The organism is Psychrobacter sp. DD43, assembly GCF_904846555.1.
Taxonomy (GTDB): Bacteria; Pseudomonadota; Gammaproteobacteria; order Pseudomonadales; family Moraxellaceae; genus Psychrobacter; species Psychrobacter cryohalolentis.
In genome coordinates, this window is record NZ_CAJHBE010000008.1 from 18,317 (window position 1) to 44,202 (window position 25,886).

24 protein-coding genes are annotated in these 25,886 nt (G+C 41.5%); 7 read left to right on the plus strand and 17 right to left on the minus strand.

All coding sequences use genetic code 11. The annotated features are described in order from the left end of the window. Positions 1 to 66 precede the first annotated feature (66 nt). Together JMX89_RS05895 and JMX89_RS05900 are read left to right on the plus strand one after the other, a co-directional pair. Positions 67 to 1,689: a DUF2254 domain-containing protein gene (locus JMX89_RS05895; RefSeq protein ID WP_227673026.1), complete on the plus strand. Its 1,623-nt coding sequence runs from the start codon at positions 67 to 69 to the stop codon at positions 1,687 to 1,689. 34 nt (positions 1,690 to 1,723) lie between these two features. Continuing rightward, positions 1,724 to 2,998, plus strand: a complete 1,275-nt coding sequence (locus JMX89_RS05900) for a cation:proton antiporter (protein WP_201530681.1) — start codon at positions 1,724 to 1,726, stop codon at positions 2,996 to 2,998. A 92-nt stretch (positions 2,999 to 3,090) separates the two neighbouring features. Here the strand turns inward: JMX89_RS05900 and JMX89_RS05905 are convergent, their stop codons facing one another. The 3 genes from JMX89_RS05905 to JMX89_RS05915 all read right to left on the minus strand — a co-directional run bounded on the left by JMX89_RS05905 (position 3,091) and on the right by JMX89_RS05915 (position 5,992). After that, positions 3,091 to 3,654: a DUF2127 domain-containing protein gene (locus JMX89_RS05905; protein WP_201530682.1), complete on the minus strand. Its 564-nt coding sequence runs from the start codon at positions 3,652 to 3,654 to the stop codon at positions 3,091 to 3,093. Beyond that, positions 3,647 to 4,828, minus strand: coding sequence for a dihydroorotase (locus tag JMX89_RS05910; RefSeq protein WP_201530683.1), 1,182 nt, complete (start codon positions 4,826 to 4,828; stop codon positions 3,647 to 3,649). Before JMX89_RS05910 ends, JMX89_RS05905 begins: the two co-directional genes overlap by 8 nt. Positions 4,829 to 4,918: 90 nt before the next feature. Further along, positions 4,919 to 5,992, minus strand: a complete 1,074-nt coding sequence (locus JMX89_RS05915; protein ID WP_201530684.1) for an aspartate carbamoyltransferase catalytic subunit — start codon at positions 5,990 to 5,992, stop codon at positions 4,919 to 4,921. A gap of 404 nt (positions 5,993 to 6,396) precedes the next feature. Here JMX89_RS05915 and JMX89_RS05920 point away from each other — a divergent pair, with 404 nt between their 5' ends. Both JMX89_RS05920 and JMX89_RS05925 read left to right on the plus strand, forming a co-directional pair. Next, positions 6,397 to 7,380, plus strand: a complete 984-nt coding sequence (locus JMX89_RS05920; RefSeq protein ID WP_201530685.1) for a class 1 fructose-bisphosphatase — start codon at positions 6,397 to 6,399, stop codon at positions 7,378 to 7,380. Positions 7,381 to 7,478: 98 nt separating this feature from the next. Further along, positions 7,479 to 8,273 carry a TrmH family RNA methyltransferase gene (locus JMX89_RS05925; protein WP_149409893.1) on the plus strand — a complete coding sequence of 265 codons (795 nt, stop codon included), beginning with the start codon at positions 7,479 to 7,481 and terminating at the stop codon, positions 8,271 to 8,273. A gap of 102 nt (positions 8,274 to 8,375) precedes the next feature. On the opposite strand, the gene JMX89_RS05930 is transcribed toward JMX89_RS05925, so the two are convergent. From JMX89_RS05930 to JMX89_RS05960, 7 genes are all read right to left on the minus strand, one after another. Beyond that, on the minus strand, positions 8,376 to 9,308 hold the full coding sequence (locus JMX89_RS05930) for an electron transfer flavoprotein subunit alpha/FixB family protein (RefSeq protein WP_011512881.1): 933 nt from the start codon (positions 9,306 to 9,308) through the stop codon (positions 8,376 to 8,378). Between the two features lie 131 nt (positions 9,309 to 9,439). Beyond that, entirely contained in the window at positions 9,440 to 10,189 is a 750-nt protein-coding gene (locus tag JMX89_RS05935; protein WP_011512880.1) for an electron transfer flavoprotein subunit beta/FixA family protein, read from the minus strand. A 589-nt stretch (positions 10,190 to 10,778) separates the two neighbouring features. Then, complete coding sequence (locus tag JMX89_RS05940) at positions 10,779 to 10,991, minus strand: cold-shock protein (RefSeq protein WP_010196799.1); 213 nt, start codon at positions 10,989 to 10,991, stop codon at positions 10,779 to 10,781. A gap of 376 nt (positions 10,992 to 11,367) precedes the next feature. After that, the gene (locus JMX89_RS05945; protein WP_201530686.1) at positions 11,368 to 11,793 is read right to left on the minus strand and encodes a hypothetical protein; all 426 of its coding nucleotides are present in this window, start codon (positions 11,791 to 11,793) and stop codon (positions 11,368 to 11,370) included. A gap of 287 nt (positions 11,794 to 12,080) precedes the next feature. Next, positions 12,081 to 13,097: a ketol-acid reductoisomerase gene (gene ilvC, locus JMX89_RS05950; RefSeq protein ID WP_201530687.1), complete on the minus strand. Its 1,017-nt coding sequence runs from the start codon at positions 13,095 to 13,097 to the stop codon at positions 12,081 to 12,083. A 152-nt stretch (positions 13,098 to 13,249) separates the two neighbouring features. Beyond that, positions 13,250 to 13,747, minus strand: coding sequence for an acetolactate synthase small subunit (ilvN, locus tag JMX89_RS05955; protein WP_011512877.1), 498 nt, complete (start codon positions 13,745 to 13,747; stop codon positions 13,250 to 13,252). Continuing rightward, positions 13,747 to 15,459 carry an acetolactate synthase 3 large subunit gene (locus tag JMX89_RS05960; protein WP_011512876.1) on the minus strand — a complete coding sequence of 571 codons (1,713 nt, stop codon included), beginning with the start codon at positions 15,457 to 15,459 and terminating at the stop codon, positions 13,747 to 13,749. The genes ilvN and JMX89_RS05960 overlap by 1 nt, the downstream gene beginning before the upstream one ends. An 889-nt stretch (positions 15,460 to 16,348) precedes the next feature. Between JMX89_RS05960 and JMX89_RS05965 the strand changes: the two genes are divergently transcribed. After that, positions 16,349 to 16,837 carry a DUF4124 domain-containing protein gene (locus tag JMX89_RS05965; RefSeq protein WP_201530688.1) on the plus strand — a complete coding sequence of 163 codons (489 nt, stop codon included), beginning with the start codon at positions 16,349 to 16,351 and terminating at the stop codon, positions 16,835 to 16,837. Positions 16,838 to 16,885: 48 nt separating this feature from the next. Here JMX89_RS05965 and JMX89_RS05970 read toward each other — a convergent pair whose 3' ends face one another. After that, entirely contained in the window at positions 16,886 to 18,646 is a 1,761-nt protein-coding gene (locus tag JMX89_RS05970; RefSeq protein WP_201530689.1) for an NAD(P)H-hydrate dehydratase, read from the minus strand. Between the two features lie 222 nt (positions 18,647 to 18,868). On the opposite strand from JMX89_RS05970, the gene queG reads away from it, so the two are divergent. Continuing rightward, positions 18,869 to 20,086: a tRNA epoxyqueuosine(34) reductase QueG gene (queG, locus tag JMX89_RS05975; protein ID WP_201530690.1), complete on the plus strand. Its 1,218-nt coding sequence runs from the start codon at positions 18,869 to 18,871 to the stop codon at positions 20,084 to 20,086. Between the two features lie 134 nt (positions 20,087 to 20,220). Here the strand turns inward: queG and lysM are convergent, their stop codons facing one another. The 6 genes from lysM to JMX89_RS06005 all read right to left on the minus strand — a co-directional run bounded on the left by lysM (position 20,221) and on the right by JMX89_RS06005 (position 24,905). Beyond that, complete coding sequence (gene lysM / locus JMX89_RS05980; protein ID WP_011512872.1) at positions 20,221 to 20,727, minus strand: peptidoglycan-binding protein LysM; 507 nt, start codon at positions 20,725 to 20,727, stop codon at positions 20,221 to 20,223. Between the two features lie 288 nt (positions 20,728 to 21,015). After that, positions 21,016 to 21,252: an acyl carrier protein gene (acpP, locus tag JMX89_RS05985; protein ID WP_011279816.1), complete on the minus strand. Its 237-nt coding sequence runs from the start codon at positions 21,250 to 21,252 to the stop codon at positions 21,016 to 21,018. A 313-nt stretch (positions 21,253 to 21,565) separates the two neighbouring features. Beyond that, entirely contained in the window at positions 21,566 to 22,300 is a 735-nt protein-coding gene (gene fabG, locus JMX89_RS05990; RefSeq protein WP_226939375.1) for a 3-oxoacyl-ACP reductase FabG, read from the minus strand. After that, positions 22,291 to 23,259 carry an ACP S-malonyltransferase gene (gene fabD, locus JMX89_RS05995; protein ID WP_201530691.1) on the minus strand — a complete coding sequence of 323 codons (969 nt, stop codon included), beginning with the start codon at positions 23,257 to 23,259 and terminating at the stop codon, positions 22,291 to 22,293. The genes fabG and fabD overlap by 10 nt, the downstream gene beginning before the upstream one ends. A 548-nt stretch (positions 23,260 to 23,807) precedes the next feature. After that, entirely contained in the window at positions 23,808 to 23,990 is a 183-nt protein-coding gene (gene rpmF / locus JMX89_RS06000) for a 50S ribosomal protein L32 (protein ID WP_011512869.1), read from the minus strand. A gap of 321 nt (positions 23,991 to 24,311) precedes the next feature. Further along, entirely contained in the window at positions 24,312 to 24,905 is a 594-nt protein-coding gene (locus JMX89_RS06005; protein ID WP_201530692.1) for a YceD family protein, read from the minus strand. 174 nt (positions 24,906 to 25,079) lie between these two features. Between JMX89_RS06005 and JMX89_RS06010 the strand changes: the two genes are divergently transcribed. Then, on the plus strand, positions 25,080 to 25,883 hold the full coding sequence (locus tag JMX89_RS06010; protein WP_201530693.1) for an elongation factor P hydroxylase: 804 nt from the start codon (positions 25,080 to 25,082) through the stop codon (positions 25,881 to 25,883). Positions 25,884 to 25,886 lie beyond the last annotated feature (3 nt).

Consider the following 25,886-nt stretch of genomic DNA (forward strand, 5'->3'; position numbering starts at 1 on the left):
CAGTCTGATTCTATAGAACTGCTGGTAATAAAAGAAATACTACGATCATTTTTGGAGCTCCTCACGTTGACTAAACATGCTGAAGACAACTTATTCAACCGTCTATCAACGTCAAGTCTCAAAAGACTGCGGCAGTTTTTTCAGTTATGGTCGCTAAAAACGCTTACCAATTTACCCGATCGCCTAACGAATTTGTGGCAACAGCTGATTGGCTCTTACTGGTTTATACCGACTGCCTGTGTGCTGGTAGGCATCTTGCTCGCTCCTATCCTTGTAACGATCGATGAGCATTTTGATCGCGACATGGTCAGAGAGATTACCTTTGCCTTCACTGGCGATGATGACGCCGCGCGCGCTATTATGACCACTATTGCTGGTGCGGTACTTGGCGTGGCAGGCACGACTTTCTCGATTACCATTGCAGTATTATCAATGGCATCTTCACAATTTGGACCCCGATTACTCCGTAACTTTTTGACTGATACGCCCAATCAGTTCGTTTTGGGCGCGTTCATCGGTACATTTAGCTATAGCTTGCTGGTGTTAAAAGCCATTCATAAATACGATGTTGGTTTTGGTGTGCCGCAATTGTCGGTGACCTTTGCCATTATTATGGCGATTATTTGTGCCCTTCTACTGGTCTATTTTGTACAGCATATGGTACATGCCATTCAGGCATCGCATGTGATTGAAGGTGCCAGCAATGAGGCAATTAAAAACATTCATTATTGGTACAGTGACCGCTGCGATATCGAGCACCAACGTAATATCGAGCATCATGATATCGAACAATTTCATCACTGGTCTGCGACGCCTATTTATCCACCGTACTCGGGCTATTTGCAGCAGATTTATTTTGAATCGCTCATTACCCTATCGCAAGATTATGGCGGCGTGGTAGAAATAAATAGCAGTCTCGGTCACTTTGTCACCGATAAAAATGTGATTGGCTATTTTTATCAGCGTCCGGCAGACCATCCAACTAACCTACAAAAAACAAAAACGCCGCATTTGGCGCTTGTGCCACGTTCGCCTGATGGGCTATTTTGGCAACGTTTTGCTGGTTGTATACGTCTTGAACAGCGCTTGACGCAATCTAATGATATTGCTTATAGCTTAGGGCAAATGACTGAAATTGCCGTACGCGCATTGTCACCAGGTATCAATGACCCAAAAACAGCGGTTAACTGTGTTCAATCGCTGACCAGTTGTCTGAGCATTATGATGCGCTGTCAGCCGCCGACGCCGTATCATTTTTATAAACCGTTAGATGAGACAGATACATCAGATACTATCAGCCATCAGCCGTCAGCCATCCTTGCCGTTGTTACCCGTATCCCTAAAATATCAGATTTTATTGATAGCTCACTTGGTGAGATACGGCGTTATGCGGCAGCAGATTTGATGGTATTAAAGGCGCTATGTCAGGCAATGATTGACTTGAATTATGCTAGGGTTAATGAGGCGCAGCAGCAAACGCTCATACATGAGATAAAATTGATTGAGCGTGCCGGCGCGGATAATTTAAATTACCATCAACTCGCTGATGATTTGACCGCAATGTGCCAACAAGCAGAGAAATTTATTATGAGTGAAAACGCCCAGCATCACTATTTCCATTATGTCAGTGATTTTGATGCCCATATTCGTCAGGCACTACAAGCCCAATCGAAACAAGTCAGAGCATAGTTGACACCTTTTATTACCCACTTGAGACTTTTTTATGGACCCTACGAGCAGCCTGACCATACTCGAAATTAGCGCGATATTTTTATCTATCACTGCCCTATTAACTTACGTTAACCATCGATTTATTGGCCTACCCACAACTATCGGTGTAATGGTTATCTCGATATTATTGTCGATCGGGGCGATATTTTTAGGGTTTTTAGGGTTTGATCAGCTTATTGATTATGAAGTCAGTTTATTAGGCCAGCTTGATTTCACTGAAGTCTTACTTGATGGCATGCTTTCTATGCTTTTATTTGCTGCCGCTTTGCACGTCAATATTGGTGATCTAAAACGTTATAAGCTGCCTATTGGTATTCTAGCTTTCATAGGTACCTTAGTATCAGCGCTGCTGATTGCAGGTGCTCTATATCTAATGTTGCCGCTGTTTGGTTTCGAGCTGTCTTTTTTATGGTGCTTACTGTTTGGCGCTTTGATATCTCCAACCGACCCTATTGCAGTGATGGGTATTTTAGCCTCTGCTGGCGCCCCAAAAAGCATAGAGACGGTCATCGCGGGCGAATCGCTATTTAACGATGGTATCGGCGTCGTCATCTTTGTACTGCTGCTCGGTATTTTATCGAGCGGTGATATCCCAACCGCCAATTATGTGGTGCACACCTTGGCAGTCGAGGCTGGTGGCGGTATTATTTTTGGCTTAGTACTTGGCGCGATTTTATATTACATGCTCAAAAGCATCGATAGCTATCAAGAAGAGGTTCTACTGACCCTTGCCGGTGTCATAGGCGGATATGCGCTGGCCAGTCATTGGCATTTATCGGGACCACTAGCAATGGTAATGATGGGGCTGATGCTTGGTAATCGCGGACGAGCACTAGCGATGAGTGATAAAACGCGCCATTATGTGGATTTGTTTTGGGAATTGATCGATGAGATTTTGAACGCAATTTTATTTGTATTAATCGGTCTTGAAGTGGTGATGATTGCTTATTCAGCCAATTTATTTATCGCTGGCGCTTTAACGATTGTGATTGCCTTACTTGCTCGATTTATTGTAGTCGGCATGACCACCAAAACCTTTCATCGACAGCTTGACTTGCCAGCAGGGGCTTGGAAGGTGCTAACATGGGGTGGACTACGAGGTGGTATTTCAGTTGCTTTAGTATTACAACTCCCAACAGGATCTGAACGCGATATACTATTGGCCCTAACTTATGCAGTGGTTATATTCTCTATACTGATACAAGGGTTAAGTGTAGGCAAGGTCGCCAAAAGCATTCGTACTGATGAAAAAACAGCCAACATATAAATCTTAGATTACGTTATTTATAAAAAAGCCAGTTTAAGATAAATATCTTAAGCTGGCTTTCTAAATTATCATTTGAGCCTAAGGAAACCTGATTAGATTAAACCCTTTCGTTTCATATTACGATAAACCACAATCACAATAATAATATTCGACACCAATATGGTAAGTTTGAACCAATCAAACGGACTCACAATCAAATAGTAGAGTTCAATAGGAATAAATATTCCATAACCCAGTACCCCAAACCAGTAAGCCCATGTTTTATCTTGCCATAAGCCATATGCCTCGACAAAACGCAAACTGGCATAAGCAAAAATCAATAATAAGAATACCGACCAGTTTTTGCTTGCCATCTGTGCAATACGCACCGCACTGTCAACTTGTGGCGCTAATAACTGACCAAATACTTGTTGCCAAGAAGCCGTCGCCGTAATGAGCCAATGCTCAAGGTCGGTATGCCACGACGATAAAGCCAATGCACCTAGTAGTGCGCCAATACCCTTTACGACTTCATAGATTGCTACTGCTTTGATAGATTCGCTTGACGTCGTGCGAGGCTCATTGTGTCGTGGGTCTGAAGACGGATGGTTATCTTTTGATGAATTGCCCTCTGACGAAGACTCTAGACTATCATCCTGCCTAGGCAAATTAGCCAAAGAAAGTCTCCACAACGCGCCCTTGCAGTGTTTGGTTAAAGAATGGCGTATTTTTGCCGTTTGATAACATGGATTCGCTAGTCACCTGCCATTCAAGATTGGGATCAACCAGTACTGCGCCACCGATAGTCTCATATTGCTCGCTAATACCCGCAATTTTTGCAGGGTTTAGACAGATTTTATCAACTAGCTGCTCAAGTGTTAACACCTCATCTTTTACTAACTGGCACGCCAGCGCCATAAAGGTATCAAAATTTGAGATACCGGGCGTACTTTCAGCAAATGGAGCTTTCTTCGCGGTACTGTTTAATGGCTCATGATGACTACAAATTGCATCAATTGTGCCATCTTTTAGACCACGGCGAATCGCTTGCTGATCAGTATTACTACGCAAAGGGGGTAATACATATGCTTGAGCATTAAAGCCTTCCAGATTATCATCGGTTAAATACAACTGATGCATTGCCACGTCACAAGTAACTGGTAAACCTTTATCTTTCGCCCAGCGCATCAGCTCAATTGACGACTTACAAGATAATTGGCTAAAGTGAGCAGCTATGCCCGTTTCTTCCACCATAAGTAACTGCGTTGATAAAGCGACGGTTTCTGCAATCCAAGGAATACCCTGCAGACCATGATAAGAAGCGATATAGCCTTCATGTGCAACGCCATCACCAGATAGACTAGGCTCATCAGGATAAAAGAATACCTTCATGCCAAACGTCGCCGCATACTCAAGTGTACGTAAGAGCACTAAGTCGTTTTGAAAGGGTCTGCGAGCATTGGAGACGGCAATACAGCCGCCTTTTTTAAGTCCTGCAATATTAGACGGACGTTCACCTTCTAAGCCAGCAGTCAACGCGCCCAAAATATGCAAATAGATGCCGCCATCATCGAGCGCACGCTCACGTAAGCCTTTTAACAATGAACCGTTCTCTAAAATAGGATTGGTATCAGGGGGAATCACCACATGCAAAAAACCATTACCACGTGCTGCACGCCCTTCTGACTCTAACGTGCCATGCTGCTGTTGACCCGGCTCACGTAAGCGGGCGCACAAATCCACCAGCGGTGGTAATATCCATGTCTCGCGCTCGCTCGTCAGCTTTGCTAACTGAGCAGTGGCGATTTGTGACAGTGATTCTTTAAATACTTTTGGAAGTAAGTCGTGCATATGAACATCTGAATTCGTAATGTGAACCATGAGCGTTATTACCGTATCAATAAAATGGAATAAATAAGAATAAAACAGGCGAGCTAAATATTAATGACCAGTCGCTTGATGCGCGCGCTGACCTTCCATCGCAAGCGACAGTACCGCCATACGAATAGCAATGCCGTTATTAACCTGTTTTAAAATTACAGATTGCGCACCATCGGCAACGCTTGAGGCAATCTCAACACCGCGGTTCATCGGTCCTGGGTGCATAACTAGAGCATCAGGCTTAGCCAGTGCCACGCGCTCAGGAGTAATACCATAGTGCTTATAGTATTCACTCGATGATGCCAATAGTGGAGAGCCAATACGCTCATTTTGAATTCTCAAGCCCATAATGACATCACAGTCCGTCACGCATTCATTCATATTCTCATATACTTGCACACCAAAACGCTCAATCCCTTTTGGTAATAACGTACGAGGTGCGCAGACGCGAATGTCTTTTACACCCAATGTTTGTAGCGCACTGATGTCAGAGCGTGCTACTCGCGAGTGTTTGATATCGCCAACGATTGCAACCGACAGCTCTTCAAAAGGACGCGGCGCCTCACGGTGAATAGTCAGCATATCAAGCATGCCTTGCGTTGGATGCGCATGCCAGCCATCACCACCATTGATAATGGCAATATCTGGCGTCACTTCAGTCGCCATAAAATGTGCCGCACCTGATGCTGAATGACGTACCACAAAGATATCTGCCGTCATCGCTTGCAGATTCCATAACGTATCGCGTAAGCTCTCTCCCTTCTTGGTACTAGAGCGTTCGATATCGATATTTAATACATTAGCACCTAAACGTTTTTCTGCTACTTCAAACGTGGTACGCGTGCGCGTCGATGGCTCAAAAAACAGATTCATCACCGTATAGCCTTCAAGCTCAGGACGGTTAATCAGCTGTCCCTTATCATCAAAAAATGACTCAGCTTTAGCGATAATCGCCTGCAGCTGGGCTTTATCAAGACCTTCGATACCTAAAAAATGACGAATACTACCATCAGTATTGAGCTGCGGACGACTCAATGACGCATCAAGTTTTTCATGAATCGTATCAGGATCAAATCTTGCGTAGTCTGTCGGCGAGACGGTAGGTAGTGATTGGCTATCGATAGAATTTGACATAAGGACACGTCTTCATTAAGGGTTTGTATGATTTTATAATAAGTTATCATTCGTTTTTTTAACGGTTTTGACTCGATAATACGGCAGACATGCATACAGACAAGGACATTTTGCTGCTTATTTGCTACAATTTACCGCAGTGATATAGACAATACTAAAATAGATGCGGCTCTCATTTTAGAGAATAGCAGCACATCATTTGGCAACCGTATCAAAAGACAGCCTCTTAAACCATAATTGAATAATAATAGTGTTAGTGTAGCTGATTTTCAGGTCAGGACAAAGACGCCTTAGTCAGTATTTAACAATATCTCTCATATCAATATAACGTAATCAATTCTTAAACACGCATTCCTTACTTAGCTTATACCACTCTTTATCAGAATTATTCATTAGGAAACACTATGACAACCTTAGCACAGTACTTGAACACTAATGCCACCACTCCTGCCCTCAATGACGTTATCACTACCGTTACTGACGTCGGCAAGACCATCTCACAGCTCTTAAGAAAAGGCGCTTTAGCAGACATCCTTGGTGAAGCGGGTAATCAAAACGTGCAAGGTGAAGACCAGAAGAAGTTAGATGTATTGGCCAACGATTTATTATTAGATGCATTGGCACAAAACAGCCATTGTGCTGGTGTTGCTTCAGAAGAGCTTGATGACGCTACTCCTGCCAATGTTGATGGCAGTTTATTGGTCTTGTTTGACCCACTCGATGGCTCGTCTAATATCGACATCAATATGGCTGTCGGCACCATATTCTCGATTTTACCGTACCAGCGTCAAGGTCAAGTTAGTGAAAATAGCGACTTTTTACAAGCGGGTAATCAGCAGCTAGCAGCCGGTTACTTACTATATGGCACGTCTACCGTTCTCACGCTGACCATCACAGATAATGTAGTCATGTTTAGCCTAGATCCAGATACCAATGACTATGTATTGATAGAAGAAAATGTCACCATCGATGCCGATACTAGCGAATATGCTATCAATGCCTCAAACTACCGTTATTGGCGCGCGCCAATGCAGCAATATATCGATGAGCTTATCGCTGGCGAGACAGGCGTACGTGGTCGCGATTTTAATACGCGCTGGGTTGCCGCTATGGTTGGTGATGTTCATCGCATTCTATGCCGCGGTGGTTTATTCACATATCCCTTTGATACCAAATACGCCAATAAAGCAGGCAAATTACGTCTCATGTATGAAGCCAATCCCATGAGTTTATTAATTGAACGTGCTAGCGGCGGGGCAACGGATGCAGTCAATCGCATTTTAGATATAGAGCCGATTGACATTCATCAACGCGTGCCTGTAGTGCTTGGCAGTAAAAATGAAGTCGACTATATTAAAGAGTTGCATTTAAACTACAGTGATAAGTAAGCTAATCAAGAACATTTTGACAGCACCTATAAAGCCATATCACTCATCATTTTATAGGCGCTGTCTATATTTTATACTTTTTCTCTAAGCGATCTATTATGGTAGCAAACCCCACCGAGCTTATTACCTCAGATAAGAATACAACGGTCAAGCTAGTAAAGGCGTTATTGACGCAAGCTCGCCAACGTAACAAACATGGACAAACTGTCATTGAAGGTATTCATCTTATTGATGCTGCCCTTCGTAGTGATTATCCATTTGTGCAAATATTGCTAGCAGAGTCTGCACACCACCATCCTGAGGTGCAGCAAGTTCTCACTCGCTTGCCCACTTATACGCCTATCTTAACCTTGTCGGATGCGCTTTATGAAAGTATTCGTAGCTTAGGTACTGGGATTGATATTATGGCAGTGATTAAGATGCCAACCCCTAGCCTATCTATGATTCATGATGACTGCTTGATTCTCAATGACGTTCAAGATAGTGGTAATGTCGGCACATTACTGCGTACCGCAGCAGCTGTTGGAATCAAAAACATACTTTGCACCAGCGCTACTGCGCAAGCTTGGTCACCAAAAACATTACGGGCAGGAATGGGTGCCCAGTTTGCCCTAAATATATATGAGGGATTAAGTGTACAAGAAGTTTTAGACCATGTGCAAACCCCTCTATTTGCCACCAGCTCGCACACTGATACCGTCATCTATCAGCATGATTTAAAAAAACCAATCGCTTGGATTATGGGACATGAAGGTCAAGGGGTTTGTGACGAGCTGATGCAGTGCGCAACCCCTATCGCTCTACCACAGCCCAATGGGCAAGAAAGCCTCAATGTTGCGATTGCAGGCTCGCTATGTTTGTATGAGACCTTGCGTCAAAGAAGTTATAGCTAATATCATTTAACTGAATCAGCAAGACGATTTTTAAGTTGAATATAAAAAAACCCGCAATCAATGACAGCGGGTTTTTTGTATTCAACTTTCACTAACAAGTACTTAGATTTTACTGGTCAGTTCAGGTAAAGCTGCAAATAAATCAGCTTCTAAGAAGTAATCGGCAACGCTAGCGATAGGTGATTCTGGGTCATTGTTGATAGCAACGATGACTTTAGAATCTTTCATACCCGCTAAATGCTGAATAGCGCCTGAAATACCAGCTGCGATATATAAGTCTGGTGCAACGATTTTACCCGTTTGACCAACCTGCATATCGTTTGGTACATAGCCTGCGTCGACAGCGGCACGTGATGCACCAACAGCAGCGCCAAGTTTATCAGCCAATGGCTCGATATATTTAGTGAAGTTTTCACCATTTGCTAGGGCACGACCACCAGAAACCACGATGCTGGCTGACGTCAATTCTGGACGGTCAGACTTAGCCATCTCTTCATTAACAAAGCTTGATTTGCCAAGCTCTTGTACATTGTCAAGAGTTTCAACAGCGGCTGAACCACCTTCACTTGCTACTGGATCAAAAGCAGTGGTACGTACGGTTAATACCACTTTATCTTCTGTCGTCTTAACCGTTGCAGTCGCGTTACCAGCATAGATAGGACGCTCAAACGTTTGTGCATCTACCACAGCAGAGATTTCTGATAACATGCTGACATCAAGTAATGCGGCAACGCGTGGTAGGAAGTTTTTACCAGTTGTTGTAGCAGGTGCAAGAATATGACTGTACTCACCAGCAATATCAGCGACCAATAGCGCTAAGTTACCTGCCAATTGATGCTCATAAGCTGCGTTGTCGGCTAGCAATACTTTGCTAACGCCTGCTGCTTTTGCTGCTTCGTCAGCTGCTGCTTGCGCACCACTACCAGCGATCAATACATGAATATCACCGCCAATTTGCTGAGCAGCAGCGATCGTATTCAAAGTTGCCTTTTTTAGACTGGCATTGTCGTGTTCTGCATATACCAAAATTGCCATTGTTTTTGTCCTTTATTTATTCGTATCATCTATTCATGAGGTTGTTGGTACACAAAGCCCTATTATGTCCAAGTTCAATAAAACTTATTTAGGACGTCATGGCTTTGCAGTAGATAGGCACTAGCAAAGTATTAAATGACTTTTGCTTCGTTTCTTAGCTTATCGACCAACTCATCAACTGAACCCACTTTGATACCAGCTTTACGCTCAGCAGGTGGTACAACTTTAATGATTTCTTGCTTAGATGCCATATCAACACCAAAATCAGCAGGTGTTTTTTCATCAAGCTGCTTTTTCTTCGCTTTCATGATGTTAGGCAATTTTGCATAACGTGGCTCATTCAAACGTAAATCAGTGGTAATAACCGCTGGCAAATCAAGCGCAACCGTTTGCAAACCACCATCGATTTCACGCGTTACATTAACTTTATCGCCTTCAACCTTTACTTCTGATGCAAATGTACCCTGACCGATACCCATCAATGCCGCTAGCATTTGACCCGTTTGGTTATTATCATCATCAATCGCTTGTTTACCTAGTAGAATGATATCGGTAGCTTCAGATTCAGCGATATTTTTCAGGATTTTAGCGATTTGTAGAGGATAAGGTTTTGCATCAGTTACTACCAAGATACCACGATCAGCACCCAGTGCTAAAGCGGCACGAATCTGCTCTTGTGACTCTTTTGGACCAATTGAGGCAACGATGATTTCATCAATCACACCCGCTTCTTTAAGACGAACCGCTTCTTCTACTGCAATTTCATCAAAAGGGTTGATTGACATTTTAGTGTTAGATAAATCTACGCCAGAATTATCAGCTTTTACACGAACTTTTACGTTGTAATCAATGACACGCTTGACCGCTACTAATGCTTTCATACGTTCCTCGTTTATTAATGTTATGAATTAAAATTACCAGTTAAGAACCAAAGGTTCATTTTTTTAAAATCGTCGTTCGAAATAGTACTCAAGGTTGATTGCTGCGTCAGCATCTATAATGTAATAAAAAATATCAGACCATAAACAATATACTGGCATCACACTCTCTATCTATAAAATCTGCCAAAGCTAAGCCAACCGTTATTATCAGACCTATGTATCTTGCGTGAGCTCAGCCTTAAGGTCAAGACAACGCCGTGAATAATGCGTCATAAATTTGTCACCATTCTACAATAAACAGTTTATAAGCGCCTAGTCACACCATTTTCTTATCATTATTCTTATTCTTTTCTGATTTCTACAAGCTATCTAAGTCGTTTATAACTGTTAATATAAACCAATACCATCTCGTTATTATAAGAATTGAATCAAAAAAAGATCATAAAAAAAGCAACCTGATCAGAGGTTGCTCTTTTTTAAAGTCTAAACAGTATTTTTATTGTTTTAACAAACAAAGGCATCAATGCATATTGATAATCTTACTGTCATTAAGCGCGCTGAAGAACAGCTTACTCAATGTCAAATGAGATTAGATAGCTTCGATTTGCTCAGCTTGTGGGCCTTTCTTGCCATCACCTAAGATGAAAGACACTTTTTGGCCTTCGGCTAGAGTTTTGAAACCACCGCCTTGGATAGCGCTGTAGTGAGCGAATACGTCTTGTCCGCCGTTGTCTTGCGCGATAAAACCAAAACCTTTAGCTTCATTAAACCACTTTACAGTGCCTTCAACTTTATCTGACATAAATTTTCCTAACTCTTTAACTGTTGGCGAGACGTGTGTCATCACCGATTAATTGATATATACCTAAGTTTTTCTTGCAGAATGCGTGGGTAAAATCATTGAAACCTCTAATAGAGATCTTAATATTTTTACCCGAAATCCTTTGAGTACAAGCTGATTATAACAGCTTTTTTTAAGCGCAACAGCTTAAATTGATGATTTTTGTAACCTATTCAAGTCAATTTTAAATAACTATTACTATTAACTACTTGAGACTTAATATGTTGATATAGAATGCTTTTTTACCACTTACCTTTCGAGATTTACAAAGGACTTAGATATCGCTTTCGACAAATAACAATGATAAGAATTATATTTGCTACTATATTGAAAAAAACTATACAGCAATCGGCAACCACGGTGAGCTCAATACCAATAAACATAGCGCAAAAAATATCAGCGAAAATGACTGACTATAAGCGATATATTTAGCAGGTATGACCAAGTCTTTCGGAGAGTCAGGAATGCCTTTACGCTTCAATAAACGTGCGCCATAGATCCAGCCAAAGGTCGTATAAAGACCGTAAGCCGCTGGTACAGCAACGGCTAGTGGTGTCAAATCAATCGTATATAACATCACTACTGAGATGAAAAACCATGAGGTATCTAGAATTGAGCTGATTTGAAAGAACTTAGAGTTAGGTAGTTTGCCACCAGTTTTTTTGAGCATCTCCCCTTCGATCCAAATCAAAACGGCAACGACAGCGCTCAGAGTAACGTATATGAATTGCGGTGTTAGCCAATCAGGATAAGATATTTGCACAACAGACAACCTATAATCTATAGAATAAAAGAATCCTTGGCATTTATATTGCAAGAATAAAAATAACAAGGATAAAAATAGAGATACCTATTTAACCGACTAAGCCGTTAATAGATATGATAATGCTTGCCTATATTAGGCAGCGAAGTCAGATTTTCAACCAACACAGACTGGCGATGATAAAAATATTTTATAAAACACCGCCTACTAAAAATAAGAAGCCCATGCTATCACTGATAACATGGGCTTCTTTAGACTGATTTCTTTACTAATTCATCAATAGCAAATTAGTTTTTGTCTTTATCGATGATTTTATTGCCGCCGATCCAAGGCATCATACCACGTAGCTTAGCGCCCGTGATTTCGATTTGATGCTCTGCATTGTTACGACGACGAGCCGTCATTGATGGATAGTTGGTTGCGCCTTCACTGATGAACATTTTTGCGTATTCGCCAGATTGGATGCGTTTTAGCGCATTACGCATGGCTTCACGTGATTGCTCATTAATGACTTCAGGACCAGTCACATATTCGCCATATTCAGCGTTATTACTGATTGAGTAGTTCATGTCAGCGATACCGCCTTCATACATCAAGTCGACAATAAGCTTTAGCTCATGTAAGCACTCAAAGTAAGCCATTTCTGGTGCATAGCCAGCTTCAGTTAAGGTTTCAAAGCCCATTTTTACTAGCTCTACTGCGCCACCACAAAGAACCGCTTGCTCACCAAATAGGTCAGTTTCAGTTTCATCTTTAAAGGTCGTTTCGATAATACCTGAACGTCCACCACCAACACCAGCAGCATAAGATAATGCTAATTGCTTGGCTTGACCTGACGCATCTTGATAGATAGCGATAAGATCTGGGATACCACCGCCTTTGGCGAATTCTGAACGAACGGTATGACCTGGTGCTTTTGGTGCCACCATGATGACATCAAGATCGCTACGTGGAACGACTTGGTTGTAATGAATCGCAAAACCATGAGCAAAGGCTAGTGTCGCGCCCTGCTTGATGTTTGGCTCAATCACGTCATTATAAAGCTCTTTTTGGAATTCATCAGGCGTCAAAATCATGATGATGTCAGCAGCTTTTACCGCCTCTTCTACTTCAGCAACTTTTAAGCCAGCATTTTCTGCTTTCTTCCATGAGCCAGAGTTAGCACGTAGACCAACCGTCACATCGACGTTTGAATCTTGTAGGTTAAGCGCGTGCGCATGACCTTGTGAACCATAACCAATAATGGCAACTTTTTTACCTTGTACGATTGATAGATCACAATCTTTATCATAATAAACGTTCATAAACAGAGTCCTTTTCCTAAATCATGGCGTACCATGGATAAATAAACACTTAAATTATAGTCACCTTATCGAAGTGATTGGTGAGATAAGCGCTATGTTGATGTTGAATAAATAAGTTTGAAATACTGTATTTTGAAGATCATAAACGCTGATTATAGGCTTAGCGTTTTGTCACCACGAGCAATACCAATGACGCCTGAACGCACTACTTCCATGATACGTTCGCGACCAATAACATCAATAAAACCATCGAGCTTAGCTTTATCGCCGACGATTTGAATCGTATATAAGTTGGCATTGACGTCAACGATCTGTGCACGAAAAATATCGGCACTGCGTTTGATCTCTTCACGTACACCGCCCGTCGCACGTACTTTTATTAGCATCAGCTCACGTTCGACGTGTACGGTATCTGAGAGATTAAGCACTTTAACCACTTCGATCAATTTATGCAATTGCTTGGTGATTTGTTCTATCTTTTCAGGTGACGTGATTGTCGTTACTGTCAGACGTGAAATACTTGGATCATCAGTAGGGGCGACGTTTAGCGTTTCGATATTGTAGCCACGTTGTGAGAACAAGCCGACTAAACGCGACAACGAACCCGCTTCGTTTTCCATCAATACCGAAATCAGATGTTGTTGTTGCATTAGGTACGCTCCCCTTTTGTTAACCACATATCACGCATCGTTTGCCCAGCGATTTGCATCGGATATACATGCTCATTACGATCGACGTAAACATCGATAAATACCAACCTGTCTTTTATTGCCATGGCTTCAGCCAATTGTGCTTCCATGGTCGCAGGATCAGTAATCTTGATACCGACGTGACCATAGCTTTCAGCAAGCTTGACAAAGTCTGGTAAAGAATTCATGTAAGAATGTGCGTGACGACCTTCATACAGCATGTCTTGCCACTGTTTTACCATACCCAACTGTGCATTATTCAAGTTTAGGATTTTAACTGGCAAATCATACTGCAAACAGGTAGACAGTTCTTGGATATTCATCTGAATAGAGCCTTCGCCAGTAATACAAACCACATCACGCTCAGGATTAGCAAGTTTGGCTGCCATCGCATACGGCAAGCCAACGCCCATAGTACCAAGACCACCTGAGTTCAGCCATTGACGTGGCTCATTATAGGTATAGTAAAGCGCGGCAAACATCTGATGTTGACCCACGTCACTCGTGATAATCGCATTACTATTAGTCACTTTATCTAAAGCTTGAACGACCGCTTGTGGCTTAATACCATTATCGGTACTGGTGTCATAGCGCAAACCATGACGCTTGCGCCACTCATTAATCTGTGACCACCAATCCAACAACGCCGGTTGGTCTAACTCTTTATCTTCGCCAATAATGTCTATCATGTCAGTAAGCACTGATTTCACATCGCCAACGATAGGAATATGAGCAAAGATCGTTTTTGAGATAGAGGTTGGGTCAATATCAATATGAATAATCGTCGCATTTGGACAGAATTTTTTGACGTTATTGGTCACGCGATCATCAAAGCGTGCCCCAACTGCCAATATAACGTCAGAATGATGCATGGTCATATTGGCTTCATAAGTGCCATGCATACCAAGCATACCCAAGAACTGCTCATCAGAGCCAGGGAAAGCACCCAAACCCATTAAGGTATTGGTGACTGGTAGGTTTAAACGATGAGCAAGCGCCGTTAATTCTTTATAGGCATTACCTAAAACTACACCGCCACCAGAGTAAATAATCGGGCGCTTAGCCGCAAGTAAGGTTTCAACCGCCTTTTTGATTTGACCACTATGACCTTTTAATGACGGCTGATATGAGCGTATAAATACCTCTTTTGGATATTCATAAGCAAATTTTTCGCTAGGCGCAGTCATGTCTTTTGGCACATCGATGACAACAGGACCCGGACGTCCAGACTGGGCAATATAAAAGGCTTTTTTGACAATCATTGGGATTTCGCTAGCATGGCGAACTTGAAAGCTATGCTTCACGATTGGGCGTGATACACCAATCATATCGGTTTCTTGGAAAGCATCTTCACCGATCAGACTACTAGGCACCTGACCTGCGATGATCACCATCGGTACAGAATCCATAAAAGCAGTGGCAATAGCTGTCACTGTATTGGTCGCACCAGGACCTGAAGTCGCTAGCACCACACCCGTGTTGCCAGTTACTCGTGAATAAGCATCTGCCATGTGACCTGCGGCTTGTTCATGACGTACCAGAATATGCTCAACATTGTCTTGTTGAAATAAGGCGTCATAGATATGAAGGACCGCACCGCCTGGATAACCAAAAATGTATTTGACGCCCTCATCCGTTAGTGCTTGCACCAACATCTCAGCACCAGATAGCATGACAGGCTCATTGCTTCCTTCGGCAAGGCGTTGCTGCTTTTCAGGGAAATTCTTGGCAGCATGACCCGTTTGGGTATGTCCAGTCATATTCGGACTTTGCGTGGTTTGCGTCACTGTCGTCACCTTTTTTTGTGGCAAGAATATGTGCCCGCTACGTCTAAGTTACGCTGTGTTATAGGACAGCATATTACTCAAACATAGCAATATATTTAAGGTCAGCTTTGCGACAGGGTTTTATCGATATACAGTGACAAGATGCGAGTGCATCTATAAAAGAAGCTTATTATTTGTAGTGCATACAAGGTTGCGCTAATGACAAATAGACGGATACAGAATGATAGAACAAATCTCAAAGCTTATATTTTATAGCTTATATCATGTTATATGATTACGAAATCTTATAACCTGTTTGATGAGGAGATGTTAAAAACACACATGACACTCTATTTTTACAACAGCAAAATCTTACGAGACACAGTAATAATAAGTTTATCTTAGTCATTGTAGACAGATAAGTCCGGAGACAATAAATATAGATTTGAATAGCATTATTACAAGCGCTATTTATTTTATATCATTGTCACAAAGATAATAAGGCTAAGCAAGCTACCGATAAGCAACCCGTAGTCCTTATTTTCAAGTGCCACGGCAATATCATAAAAGCCGCTCACTGACCAATCAACTGCTATTATATTCGATGGTTTGTGAGCTATTGTCAAGAAAAACTTCTAAACCCTATCCCCAACTATTGGTTATTAAACAATGTACATTCATAAGTATTATTTGCTAGAATCAAGCCATTATGTATTTATATTGTTATCGATTCTATTAACCCTTATGCTTAACTGAACGATAGCTGTATTTTTTACCCATTAAGAGGGCTGTTACTATGGCACAAGCGTCTACGATAAGCACTGCTACCAAACTACTTATCAGTGTCAGCACTGCGTGTATGTTCATACTACCAATGAGCGCCACTCATGCCATTCAGGTATACAAATCTATTGGCGCACATGGCGAAGTCAAGTACAGCCAATATGCGCCGCAAAATGGTAGGAATATCGAAGTTATCGAGTTTCGTAGTGACGGTAGACAGAGCAATGCTGGACAGCTGGCAGGTAAAACCGAAGCCTATCAAAGTGCGCCGCAAAGCGCAGAAGAACAGCGCGTTGCCCAATTAGAAGCACGCATCAAAGAGCAAGAAGCCCAAGCGAATGCCCAGCGTTGTCAATCGTTACGCAATAATTTAACCAATCTAAATGTGGGCGGACGTATTTATGAGATGGATGCCAATGGCAAACGTCAATATCTAGATGGTCGTGAGATTGAGCTTAAGCGTGAACGTGTTCAACAAGCCATTACCCAGTATTGTGGCTAATCTTCAATTTGGTGTTTAAACACATTTAGCTGAGGTGACATTAAATCGTTAAAGGCTATCTGTTATGAGATGCATCACATGACGGATAGCTGCTGGCATATCTTGAGCTTGCAGACCTCGCTGCCCCACCAATAATAAATTATCATCGTTATTTCTCGTCTGGTTGACTAAAACATCGCCTGCTAATCCATGGATAACGACTGCTTGGTGCAAACTGCGTAGTTCATGTTTTAAATCATCCTGTGCCCATAGTCCAGTAATGACACCTGTAAGTACATCACCCATACCAGCGGTCGCCATGCCAGCATTGCCCACACCGCACACATAAACATGCGGTTGCGCTGATTGCTGCTCCAGAATTAACGACCCTGCTCCCTTTAACACCCAATCACCGCCATAAATTGCTGCGCACTCTGTTATTGCAGCCAATCTATCATTTTCTATCTCATTTACCTTTTTATTCAATAATCTAGCAGCTTCCCCACTATGTGGCGTTAAACACACTTGATAATTTTTACTATGTGTTTTTAGCTCGGCTATCAGCATATGGTTTTCCCGATGCAATGATGCCAAATGATAGAGACCGTCAGCATCAATGATTACGGGCTTACCTGCTGCTACCGCAGTCTGCAGATATTCAGTAAATAGCAATTTTGCTTTTTCATCACGCCCTAGGCCCATACCAATAGCAACCACACTGGCCTCTTTAATTAGGCGTTTTACTCCTTTGGTATCATGCAAATCCATGCTCATTGCATCTGCTAGCGAGGTTAATAACGCCCCATGGTAAGCCTTATGGCAGGCAACTGTTATTTTACCACTGCCCGTCGCCATCGCGCTCGATGCCGATAATATGGCTGCTCCGCCCATGCCTTGTGAGTTATCAATACGATTGCCGCCAATGATTAATACATGCCCATAGCTGCCTTTATGGCTGTTTTGTCGGCGTGGCTTTAATCGATAAGGCGAATTAATAAGGGTGGCGATAGGAATAAGCGCGTTATCATTTGCTAGATGGGGTATCAGCGGTATATCAATCACGGCGCCGCTATAATCGAGCCCGGCTTTGGTATGCAGACCAAATTTACGTGCGATCAGACATAAGGTCACATCTGCGGCTATCGCAACACGCTCAAATACCTGACCAGTAGAGGCAACCAAGCCACTTGAGATATCAACCGCGATGACCAATGCTTTAGCATGCTCTGCTGCTTTGTTAAAAGCGCAAATTGCTTGCTGATAAATATCGCTCGCTGCACGATTGAATCCAATACCAAATATCGCATCGATATAAACATCCGCCGGCAAAGCGCTCATGCTTCTATCATCGATATTTTCAAAACATCGATATTTACAATCAGCAGATAGTGCCAGCTGTAACGCCTTTGTCGCATCAGCAATTGGATTTTTACTATCTTCATTAAAACTTTCTATATTATCTTTTATAACAAAATCTTGTTTCTCAAAGCCAACCGTAATGATTTGTACTTGCCAGCCTCTCTGCTGTAAATAATACGCAACAAGCCACCCATCGCCACCATTATTACCTTTTCCGACCCAAACACTGACACGGCACGGACGATTAACAGGACGAGAGGCAATGCCCTGCTTTGCTAATTGCTCATTCAAACATTTTTCTTCATAAAGTATCTCAATATGCTTCACCATTTGCCAAGCCGCTTGTTGCATTAGAGCAAAGCTGTTATTGCCTTGTGCAAACCATGCTTGTTCCATCGCATAGAGCTGCTTGCTGCTATATAGAGCGATAGGCATGGTAGTTTTCGATGACAATTCATTTGACGTTGGCATGACTAACCCTCGATTATTCTTATAAGATTTGGCTAAGCTTCTGACTTATTATCAGTACAAACCAAAATTGATGTATGTATTTGCTGCTATTGACTTTAAGGTCAATTAATTAGGTTTAATCTATATAAATCTATATTTATATGGATTTATTCACTTTGATACTTGCGCTCTTCGCTCACTGGCTTATCATATCCATATTCACATTATCATTGATCGTCAGATATGAGCAATAAATCTCAAACAAACTCTCAAACGCAGATGCCATCATTACCTACTAGCGTCACTGCTAAAAAGATTGCTATCAATAATACGCATGATTTTACTACTACAGCAGATATTAAACACTGGATTAAAGAGACAGCGCAATCGTTAGGGTTTGCAGATTGCGGCTTTTTATCGGTACATCACCCTTTGTTTGTTAAGCAGACTGAACAGTTAAAGCAGTGGTTGGCCAAAGGCTATGAAGCACAATTACAGTTTATGCACAGCAATCATCATCTGCGTGCACACCCTGAGCAACTGGTAGAAGGCGCAAAAACCATTATTAGTGTGCGTATGGATTATCTCACTCAAACCCCAACACCACGTACTGTGACTGACAATAATTATCCTAACCAAGGTATCATTGCTCGCTATGCAAGAGGGCGCGACTATCATAAAACCATGCGCAGTCGCCTTAAGCAGCTGGCGTTAAAAATCGAGGCGATGCTTCCTGAATGGCGACATCTAGATATTGGCGCTGACACAGATTTTATTTTTAGACCTTTTAGTGACTCAGCTCCTATCTTTGAGCGACCGATTGCTGATGCTGCGGGTCTTGGCTGGACTGGCAAGCATACATTACTCATAAACAAACAAGCCGGCTCGTTCTTTGTGCTCGGAGAGCTGTTTATGAGCCTTGAACTACCTGACGATGAGCCAGTTAAAGAGCATTGCGGCAGTTGCAGCGCCTGTATTGATATCTGTCCCACTCAAGCCATTGTCGCCCCTTATGAGCTTAATGCGTCAGCTTGCATCTCTTATCTTACGATTGAACATGACGGTATTATCGATGAAAAATACCGCCGCGCTATTGGTAATCGTATCTTTGGCTGTGATGATTGTCAGCTGATTTGCCCATGGAACCGTTATGCCAATCTGACGCCCGTAGAGGATTTTGCGCCAAGGCATCGCCTTGATAGCAGCAGTTTGCTGGAATTGTGGCAATGGCAAGAAGCAGAGTTTATGAAAAAGACCGAAGGTAGCCCACTTAGACGCACCGGTTATGTGAATTTTCTGCGTAATATCGCTATCGGTCTTGGCAATGCCACTGGTAATCAAGAAATCATCGAAGCATTACAAGCAAAACTGGGGCTACATAACACTATGCTTGACGAACATATAGATTGGGCGATCGCTGAACAGCGTCATAAATTGGATATCTTACTTATTAATAATTAGAAGCCTAATTTTTAACTCTATATTTTATACATAAAAAAACACCTCATATTTTGAGGTGTCTTTATACAGCCATATTCTAAGTATCCAAAATACTATGAGTGTTTCGATACTTATAACGACTTAAAAAATGATAACTATTTAGGAATACGTAGTACTTGACCAGGATAAATCTTGTCTGGGTCAGACAACATCGGCTTATTGGCTTCAAATATCTTCATATAATCACCAGTTGAACCATAAACATCTTTTGCAATTTTAGATAAGCTATCACCAGATTTTACAGTGTACATAGTCGACTCAGGTGACTGCTCTTCAATATCGATATTATCAATGACTTTAGCCACGTTTTGTACATTACCGATGGCAATAATAGCTTTTTCGCGATCAGCTTGAGTCTTAGCTTTACCGCTAATTTCTGCAGTATCGGTTGACCCATTATACTTAATCTTTAAATCACTAATATTTAGATTTTGCTGCTGAATACGACGAAGTAAAATATTGGCTACTGATTGCGCTGAAGGCTCAGTACTCTGTACTGGTGTATTAGCGTCTGCTTTGGTTTCTACTTTAGCGTCATGCTTGGCGTCATCACGATTAAAGATTTTATCACCAATGTCTTTTGCAAAACTGAACATACCCATATAACTGCTCCTTAAAATATTATTAATTATTATGCATCATTGTTGTTTCGATGATAACGCATATCGGTTATCACCCTTTTTTGCTTACCATTATGAGTATAAGCAAAGCCATGAGCGATAAATAGTAAGAGTATGTTGAGTAATGTTGATTTGGCGTAGCCAATGTTAACGCTAATATTAAATCAGTTGTTATAAGTGTAATAACAATAAAGAGAAATGATAAACATAAAAAAACCGCCTATCTATCAAGATAAGCGGTCATATCGAACTTATTGAGCAAGTCGCTAATTATAGCTGTGCTTGTACGTAGTCGATTGCTTTTTGAACAGTCGTTAATTCTGCTGAATCTTCGTCAGGAATTGTGATGCCAAAATCGCTTTCAAATGACATAACCAACTCAACTAAATCCAGTGAATCAGCGCCTAAGTCTTCCATAAATGAAGCATCGTTGTTGATGTCTTCAACATTCATACCTAGTTGCTCAGCTACGGCAGCTTTAACTCTTTGCTCGGTATCATTACTCATGTAGATTTCTCCTTTTTGATCTATTATTTTGACAAACTACTATAATCACGTGGTTAGCCACTATAGCATTGTATATAAATGGGATTATCAGATCCATATAGCCATCTGAGTGTACTATAACAAGTTATACATTCTGTACTAATATCTAGTAAAGCCTTGCTATCATACATGGCTTTGACTTAAAAGTATTCGACATTATAGCACCCTTTATTATAGTTTACACTCGTTCACACAGTTTTTTATTATAAGTATGTAACGCTTGGGATTCAGCACTAATTGCTATCGCATGTAGGAAAAATCCGACAGCAAACTGCTACATATACATGCCGCCATTGACCGGCAAAACAGCACCTGTGATATAACTGGCTTCATCGCTTGCTAAAAACAGTACAGCAGCAGCGATATCCTCTGGCTGACCAAGACGGCTGATAGGTACAGCATCTAACATTGAGTTCAATAAACGCTCATCAAGCTCGTCCGTCATATCGGTTTCAATCAAACCTGGCGCCACACAATTAATGGTAACTTGACGTGAGCCAATTTCGCGCGCTAGCGTACGGCTAAAACCTTCGACGCCAGCTTTAGTCGCCGCATAGTTAGATTGACCTGCATTACCCATTTGGGCAACCACAGAGGTGATGTTGATAATACGACCACGGCGTGCTTTCATCATGCCACGGATAGCACGTTTGCTCATACGATAAACAGAGGTTAAATTGGTATCTATGACATTGTCCCAATCTTCATCTTTCATACGCATCAATAAGCCATCTTGAGTGATACCAGCATTATTTACCAATACTTGAACAGCACCATAGACGCTTTCTATCTCTTCAAATAGCTTGTCAATCTGCGCAGTATCGCGTACATCTAAAACACGACCAATACCGCCACTATCATTTAGATAGTCATCAATTTGTGCAGCACCTTTTTCGGTGGTGGCTGTCCCGATGACGAAATGTCCTTCTTTAGCAAAGCGTTTGGCGACGGCTTTGCCGATACCGCGGCTTGCGCCTGTGACTAATGTGATCGTACGGCTCATGATAATACCTCCAGCAATTTATCTAGACGAGCGGGCTTGTCAGTCGGATAGCTCATAATTGGATGCGCTTGACGCTTCGCCAAATTACTCAAGACGTTACCACTACCACACTCAATTAAAATGTTAATTTGTTTATCTGCCAGCTCTTGCATGGTTTTTGACCATAGTACTGGCTGACTTAGTTGTTCGGTTAATGCCTCTTTGATACCTGCCGCACTGGTTTCAACACGTGCATGACGATTTTGAATCACAGGAATCGTTGCTTGATCAAACTTAATTGCGGCAAGTTCTGCTGCCAACGCTTTACTGGCCGGCTCCATTAAAGCACAGTGTGACGGCACACTTACCTTTAATGGAATGGCTTTTTTGCCAGTATTTTGTACTTTATCAATGACTGCATTAACGCCTGCAGCATTACCAGAAACCACAACTTGCCCTGGGCTATTAAAATTTGCTGCACCAACAATCGCATCATCTACATGCTCAGTTGCTTGCTCACACAAATTTTCGACTCGGTGATCTTCCAAACCTAGTACTGCTGCCATAGCCGTATCAATACCCACTACAGCGTCTTGCATCAATTGACCACGCTTATGTACCAGTTTCACGGCATCAGCAAGTGACAGCACGTTAGCTGCGCAAAGGGCGCTATATTCGCCAAGGGAATGACCAGCTAGGTAACAAGGCTTATCCTTTATTTTTTGTTGTAAGATGCGCCAAATAGCGATACTAGCGGTCAATAACGCAGGCTGTGTATATTGCGTTTGATTAAGTTTTTCTTCATCTTGACAGATTGCCCACAAATCTTCGCCTAATGCCACACTTGCTTCAGTAAAGGTTTCAAGAATTTCAGGATAGGTATCAGCAAGCTCGCTTGTCATACCGACTACTTGTGAGCCTTGCCCAGGAAACAGTATTGCAATACGGGTTGGTTGTTTTTTTATCATATCGGGTACAGAGCCCATAACCAATATTCCTTATTTGATTGGAAACACCCCTAGCGTGAATGGGGCTAATCGTAGAGTTAAAGACTATAATAGGATATTAATTTTATAGAGCCGTTACTGTCACTAGTCCTTTAAGACAGCATACTCTTATGAAACTATACACTGACATCAGTAATTAACAAAGCTGCTAAAAAGTTAATTATTTATCTCGCTTCGATAAATCCTATGATGTGACTTATACTAGATAGCTAGAATAGCTAATTCTTCATAACTGATGCGTTAAAACGGCCGTCAACAGCTAGCGGTCAATAAACAGTCAATAAACAGTCAATAAACAGTCAATAAACAGTCAATAAACAGTCAATAAACAGTATTAAAAACTAATAATGAAAACTATTACTAAAAAACCCATAGCAAAAAGCCAAGTTATCTAGCCACATAATATATGATAGCGAAATAACTTGGCTTTCATTAGCTCAAACCAATTGCTGAATAATAGCCTGATAAAGAACATCGACAGTCATAAAAACCATCATCATCTTTAGCAGCCATCAAATAACAATAAATTAAGCGTCTTGACTTACTTTAAACAACTGACGACCACGATAAAAACCATCTTTGGTCATGTGATGACGACGATGTTTTTCACCAGTAGTAGCATCAACGCTTATTTCAGCGATTTCCATGCGATGATGTGAACGGCGCATGTCACGACGTGAACGACTTTTACGACTTTTTTGAACGGCCATGATATAGCTCCTATACTTAAAAGGGATAAGCTTGAAATTCAGCTTTAATCGACACTGACAGAGGCTATATAATCACAACAACCTAAGTCTTACGCATCATTAGTTAAATAGATTGCCACGTATTAAAGTGTTGATTACGTCTAAAATCTATAGTTAGTCTGCAAGGTTAGCTTCTCTCTGCCAATGGCAGATTGCTAGAATGCAATAAACGGGACATTATACGCATGTTCAACGGATTAATAAAGCCCTGCTTTTCACTCTTCTGCATAAAGCTGGCAAAAATATAATAGAACATATCTTTTATCAATGCCGTTTATAGCGTTATAAGTTACCTTTCAAAGATGCTAAAGCAGCAAAAGGATTTTCAGTTTCTTCTTCTTCAGGTATTTCACCAAACTGCTCAACACTCATTTCACAGTCATCATGCTTTGGCGCCATTGGCGTTTTGAGCAAAATTTCATCTTCTACCAATTTTTTGAATGGTAATAGTCGCTCTGGCGATTGCTCAGTGACAATTTCGTCTAACAATAAATAATCTTGCTCTTCATTAACTAGGCGTATTTGGCTTTCATTATCAAGAAGCGCAATATCATACTCATCACTCAAATCAATAGCAATCGGCTGCAGACAGCGCTGGCAAGTCAGCCAGACTTCACCAGTCAATGTGAAAGCCAAATGCAGTACATTGTTGCGACGATACAGAGTGGTATTTAGCACAATATTTGATTGTTCATGCTCGCTAGCTAAAATAGTCGCAAGACGCTCAAAAGAGCTGGGAGCTTCTTCACCTGCCCATTCAAAGCCAGTGTCTTCCCACTTATTTAAAGAGATGTTATCAGGCATGCTGGTTGACGTAGGCACTTGTACTTTACTAGCATGAAGCGCTGACGGCTTGTTATCTTGGGTGCTTGACATACGCGGCCTCATTGATCAAAAACGGTGTATAATATTGCCTGCCATACTAACGGAAAGCGCCCTGTTGCGCTAGCGCTAGTATGTTAATATTTTTTGGCAATTTCCTTGTCATTGTTTACCTAAAGAGATAGGACATCCTGCTCTATCATCCTTTACTTGGTTAAAGTTTTATTTATGATATCGCCTACCTTTTCTCCTGATTTTTCCAATTCATTATCTACTATTGATGCCAAAAATTTATTACACCGTTTGAATGAATTGCAAAGTCAGAAAACAAATCTTACTGAACACAGTATCAATCTTGAGGCAGATTCCTCATTAAAAAAACTGGCATTACAGTGGCAATATTTGGCTAATAACTATTTGATTCATTCTGCTAAAGAGATCAAGATCATTGAGCCTATCAAAGTATGCGAATTTATTCAAAACAGTTTAACCGATCTTAATTTTCAAAATGAATTATCGTTTGAAGGTATTGAGCAAGCACTGACTGATTGGCTTATTAATCTATTTAATCATTTATTTATCAGCAAACAGGTTATCTTGGTTCGTAGCACTGGCGAGCCCGAATACTTTCCTGCCCAGAACAATCAACCCGCAAGAATTGAGTTTGCTCATGGATTTTTTGCTAGTGCATTGCATGAAATCAGCCATTTTTGTATGGCAGGTGAACGACGTAGACAACTACCTGACTTTGGCTACTGGTATGCACCTGACGGACGCTCACCGGCTCAACAACAGGCATTTGAACGTGTTGAGGTTAAGCCACAAGCTATAGAGTGTTTGTTTACGTTAGCTTGTGGACGACCTTTTCAAGTATCACAAGATAATTTATCTGCAGATTTTGATACCAGTGGTAGTACTTTTGCTCAAGATGTTTATCAACAAGTTCAAGCATATATTACTAAACCAGATACCTTACCATCTGATGCTAAAACCTTGCTACAAGCTTTACTCACTATCTGCGCCGTATCTTAGCTA